Genomic DNA, 4,180 nt, shown 5'->3' on the forward strand with positions numbered 1-4,180 from the left:
TGAGGCAGCACCTGGCACGGCTGGGACGGAAGTCGCTGTCGTTCTCAAAATCGGTGGAGCTGCATGACAAAGTCATCGGGCATTATCTGAACATAAAACACTATCAATAAGTTGGAGTCATTACCGCCTTGACCATCAGATAGTTATTTTGGTGCTAGGGATACTGAGTGTGAACAGTTAGCGCGCGTCCTCGCCAGTTAGCTCGCTACGCTCGGTTACACGACGGCTACGAGTACTAGTGATAATTATTGACTGAGGTATGTGCTCTTCCTGTTTCCTTTTTTGATGTGTTGCTCTCATTTTAAACAACTTTGCGGTTTTTTGACTACTTTGCAATTTTGTTGTTGCTTTGCAATAAAATGCAAGATTAAATGAAAATATGCAAAGCAATGATTAAAGGATGTTCAGAATGAGACTCATGGAAACACTTAACCAGTGCATAAACGCTGGTCATGAAATGACGAAGGCTATCGCCATTGCACAGTTTAATGATGACAGCCCGGAAGCGAGGAAAATCACCCGACGCTGGAGAATAGGTGAAGCAGCGGATTTAGTTGGAGTATCTTCTCAGGCTATCAGGGATGCCGAGAAAGCAGGCCGGCTACCGCACCCGGATATGGAAATACGAGGACGGGTTGAGCAACGTGTTGGTTATACAATTGAACAAATTAATCATATGCGTGACGTGTTTGGTACGAGACTACGACGTGCTGAAGACGTATTTCCGCCGGTGATTGGAGTTGCTGCTCATAAAGGGGGCGTTTACAAAACCTCTGTTTCTGTTCATCTTGCTCAGGATCTGGCTCTGAAGGGATTACGTGTTCTGCTCGTGGAAGGTAACGACCCCCAGGGAACAGCATCGATGTATCACGGCTGGGTGCCAGATCTTCATATTCATGCAGAGGATACTCTCCTTCCCTTCTATCTTGGGGAAAAGGACGATGTCACTTATGCAATAAAGCCTACTTGCTGGCCTGGGCTTGACATTATTCCTTCCTGTTTGGCTCTGCACCGCATTGAAACTGAGCTAATGGGCAAATTTGATGAAGGTAAATTGCCCACCGATCCACACCTGATGCTCCGACTGGCCATTGAAACCGTCGCTCATGACTATGATGTCATTGTCATTGACAGCGCGCCTAACCTAGGTATCGGCACGATTAATGTTGTATGTGCTGCTGATGTGTTGATTGTCCCCACGCCTGCTGAGTTGTTCGACTACACTTCCGCTCTGCAGTTTTTCGATATGCTTCGTGATCTGCTCAAAAACGTAGATCTTAAAGGATTCGAGCCTGATGTACGTATTTTGCTTACCAAATACAGTAATAGTAATGGTTCTCAGTCCCCGTGGATGGAGGAGCAAATTCGGGACGCCTGGGGAAGCATGGTCCTAAAAAATGTTGTGCGTGAAACGGATGAAGTTGGTAAAGGTCAGATCCGGATGAGAACTGTTTTTGAACAGGCTATTGATCAACGCTCTTCAACAGGTGCCTGGAGAAATGCCCTTTCTATTTGGGAACCTGTCTGCAATGAAATTTTCGATCGTTTGATTAAACCACGCTGGGAGATTAGATAATGAAGCGTGCGCCTGTCATTCCAAAACATACGATTAAGACTCAACCGCTTGAAGATACTCCGTCATCGGCACCAGCTGCACCGATGGTGGATTCGTTAATTGCGCGCGTAGGAGCTATGGCTCGTGGCAATGCTATTACTTTGCCTGTATGTGGTAGGGACGTGAAATTTACCCTTGAGGTGCTCCGGGGAGATAGTGTTGAGAAGACCTCTCGGGTATGGTCAGGTAATGAACGTGACCAGGAACTGCTTACCGAAGACGCCCTGGATGATCTTATCCCTTCTTTTCTACTGACAGGTCAGCAGACACCAGCATTCGGTCGAAGAGTGTCTGGGGTCATAGAAATTGCCGATGGGAGCCGCCGTCGTAAAGCTGCTGCACTTACAGAAAGTGATTATCGAGTTCTGGTTGGTGAGCTGGATGATGAGCAGATGGCTGCATTGTCCAGATTGGGTAACGATTATAGGCCAACAAGTGCTTATGAACGTGGTCAGCGTTATGCAAGCCGATTGCAGAATGAATTTGCTGGAAATATTTCTGCGCTGGCTGATGCAGAAAATATTTCACGTAAGATTATTACCCGCTGTATCAACACAGCTAAACTGCCTAAATCAGTTGTTGCTCTTTTTTCTCATCCCGGTGAACTATCTGCCCGGTCAGGTGATGCACTTCAAAGAGCTTTTACAGATAAAGAAGAATTACTTAAGCAGCAGGCATCTAACCTTCACGAGCAGAAAAAAGCAGGAGTGATATTTGAAGCTGAAGAAGTCATCACTCTTTTAACGTCTGTGCTTAAAACGTCATCTGCCTCAAGAACTAGCTTAAGCTCACGACATCAGTTTGCTCCTGGAGCGACAGTGTTGTACAAGGGCGATAAAATGGTGTTAAACCTAGATAGATCTCGTATTCCAACTGAGTGTATAGAGAGAATTGAAGCCATTCTTAAGGAACTTGAAAAAGCGGCACTTTGATGCGGCACGTTTTAGTCTACATTTATCTGTCTTTACTTAATTTCCTTTAGCACAGGCTAGAAAACATAACTAACTGGCCTGAATATTATATCTGGGACCACGGTCCCAGTTGTATTGTCGGTCTGATAATCAGTCTGGGACCACGGTCCCACTCATATTGTCGGTCTGATAATCAGTCTGGGACCACGGTCCCACTCATATTGTCGGTCTGATTATCGGTCTGGGACCACGGGCCCACTCATATTGTTAGTCTGCTAATCAGTCTGGGACCGCGGTCCCACTCGTATTGTTGGTCTGCTAATCAGTCTGGGACCACGGTCCCACTCATATTGTCGGTCTGCTAATCAGTCTGGGACCACGGTCCCACTCATATTGTCGGTCTGCTAATCAGTCTGGGACCACGGTCCCACTCATATTGTTGGTCTGATTATCGGTCTGGGACCACGGTCCCACTCATATTGTTAGTCTGATAATCAGTCTGGGACCGCGGTCCCACTCGTATTGTTGGTCTGCTAATCAGTCTGGGACCACGGTCTCACTTGTATTGTCGATCTGATTATCAGCGTGAGACTACGATTCCATTAATGCCTGCCAGTGAGTGTGTGGAACATATCTTGGCCAGTGGCTTGGTCTGTGATGTGCTGCGTATACCGGGTGAACCGCCCCGCCGCTTGTTTGACCGCTATATTCTGCGGGAGTTTTCTTGGAGGCACGGGATGAAATCCGCAGCATGGCGGATGCCCTGGCAAAAATCCGGAAATGATGACGATGGCGGGGAAAATCCCCGCCTTTTTCCTGCCGGTCCCCGGACAGAGCACAAAGGAAGTCGCCGCCGGCTCCGCTTTACCCGGCCATGCGGAGCATGGCCTTGTGGGGGTTCAGTTATGTGGACGTCGAGTCGTGTGCGGGCTGTGCCGTGCCTCCATCTTAGCCGGGCTGGCGTTGATGCAAGCAACTGTCTTAATGGGAGGCGGTTATCTGAAAAAAGTACGGGATAATATTATGGAATCGCCCATCTCAAGCAAAAAACTGACTCGCTTCGATACTACGCTGACAGGCTGTTTTGAGCGAGATATCTCTCGTGTCGGGCATCGACATTTTAAATGATTCTAAATAATATGAGCAGGGTCAGTCTTATTAAAGATTAAAACACCGGATAACAAGTTTTATTGATTATGGATGAAGAGAAAACTCGTGCTGAAGTGGCACACATAGAATTTATTTCATATGGTACGTCTCGAATTTTTGATAGGCGTATGAGATCCTTAGACTGGAAGCGTAAGGTTGTCACCTTCCTTGGGGTCTTTGTTCCACTGATGATAGGTTGTGCAGTTTTATCATTCGGACTTGAAGCTCCATTTCTGCCGCTTTGCATCACAATTGCCGGTGTGGCAAGTATCATGCAATTGGGGTTCTCGCTGTGGTCTTTGGTTTCCGGATGGGATCGCTCATATAGTGATTGCATGGCTTCCGTTAAGGAAAATACAGCCATTTATAACCTAGCTGGGTGATGCTGCCAACTTACTGATTTAGTGTATGATGGTGTTTTTGAGGTGCTCCAGTGGCTTCTGTTTCTATCAGCTGTCCCTCCTGTTCAGCTACTGACGGAGTGGTGCGTAACGGCAAAAGCACC

6 protein-coding genes and 1 pseudogene are annotated in these 4,180 nt (G+C 47.1%); all 7 read left to right on the top strand.

What is annotated here, in order from left to right:
• Positions 1-110, top strand: a 110-nt coding sequence (locus ACJHXA_RS23530) for an IS1 family transposase (protein ID WP_019725171.1), incomplete at its 5' end; no start/stop codon positions are given.
• 299 nt (positions 111-409) lie between these two features.
• Entirely contained in the window at positions 410-1,576 is a 1,167-nt protein-coding gene (sopA, locus tag ACJHXA_RS23535) for a plasmid-partitioning protein SopA (protein WP_001238646.1), read from the top strand.
• Entirely contained in the window at positions 1,576-2,547 is a 972-nt protein-coding gene (locus ACJHXA_RS23540) for a ParB/RepB/Spo0J family plasmid partition protein (RefSeq protein WP_000817028.1), read from the top strand. The genes sopA and ACJHXA_RS23540 overlap by 1 nt, the downstream gene beginning before the upstream one ends.
• A 593-nt stretch (positions 2,548-3,140) precedes the next feature.
• Positions 3,141-3,310, top strand: a pseudogene (locus ACJHXA_RS23545) (hypothetical protein); the annotation flags it as partial.
• Positions 3,307-3,654 carry a hypothetical protein gene (locus ACJHXA_RS23550; protein WP_001350917.1) on the top strand — a complete coding sequence of 116 codons (348 nt, stop codon included), beginning with the start codon at positions 3,307-3,309 and terminating at the stop codon, positions 3,652-3,654. The pseudogene ACJHXA_RS23545 and the gene ACJHXA_RS23550, both read left to right, overlap by 4 nt.
• A gap of 68 nt (positions 3,655-3,722) precedes the next feature.
• A complete protein-coding gene (locus ACJHXA_RS23555) occupies positions 3,723-4,058 on the top strand; it encodes a mobilome CxxCx(11)CxxC protein (protein ID WP_000343070.1) in 336 nt (111 codons plus the stop codon).
• 50 nt (positions 4,059-4,108) lie between these two features.
• Positions 4,109-4,180 (top strand): IS1 family transposase (locus ACJHXA_RS23560; RefSeq protein ID WP_001568368.1); only part of this gene is annotated, 72 nt, incomplete at its 3' end.

Source organism: Escherichia sp. WS33 (assembly GCF_046486385.1).
GTDB lineage: Bacteria > Pseudomonadota > Gammaproteobacteria > Enterobacterales > Enterobacteriaceae > ECMA0423.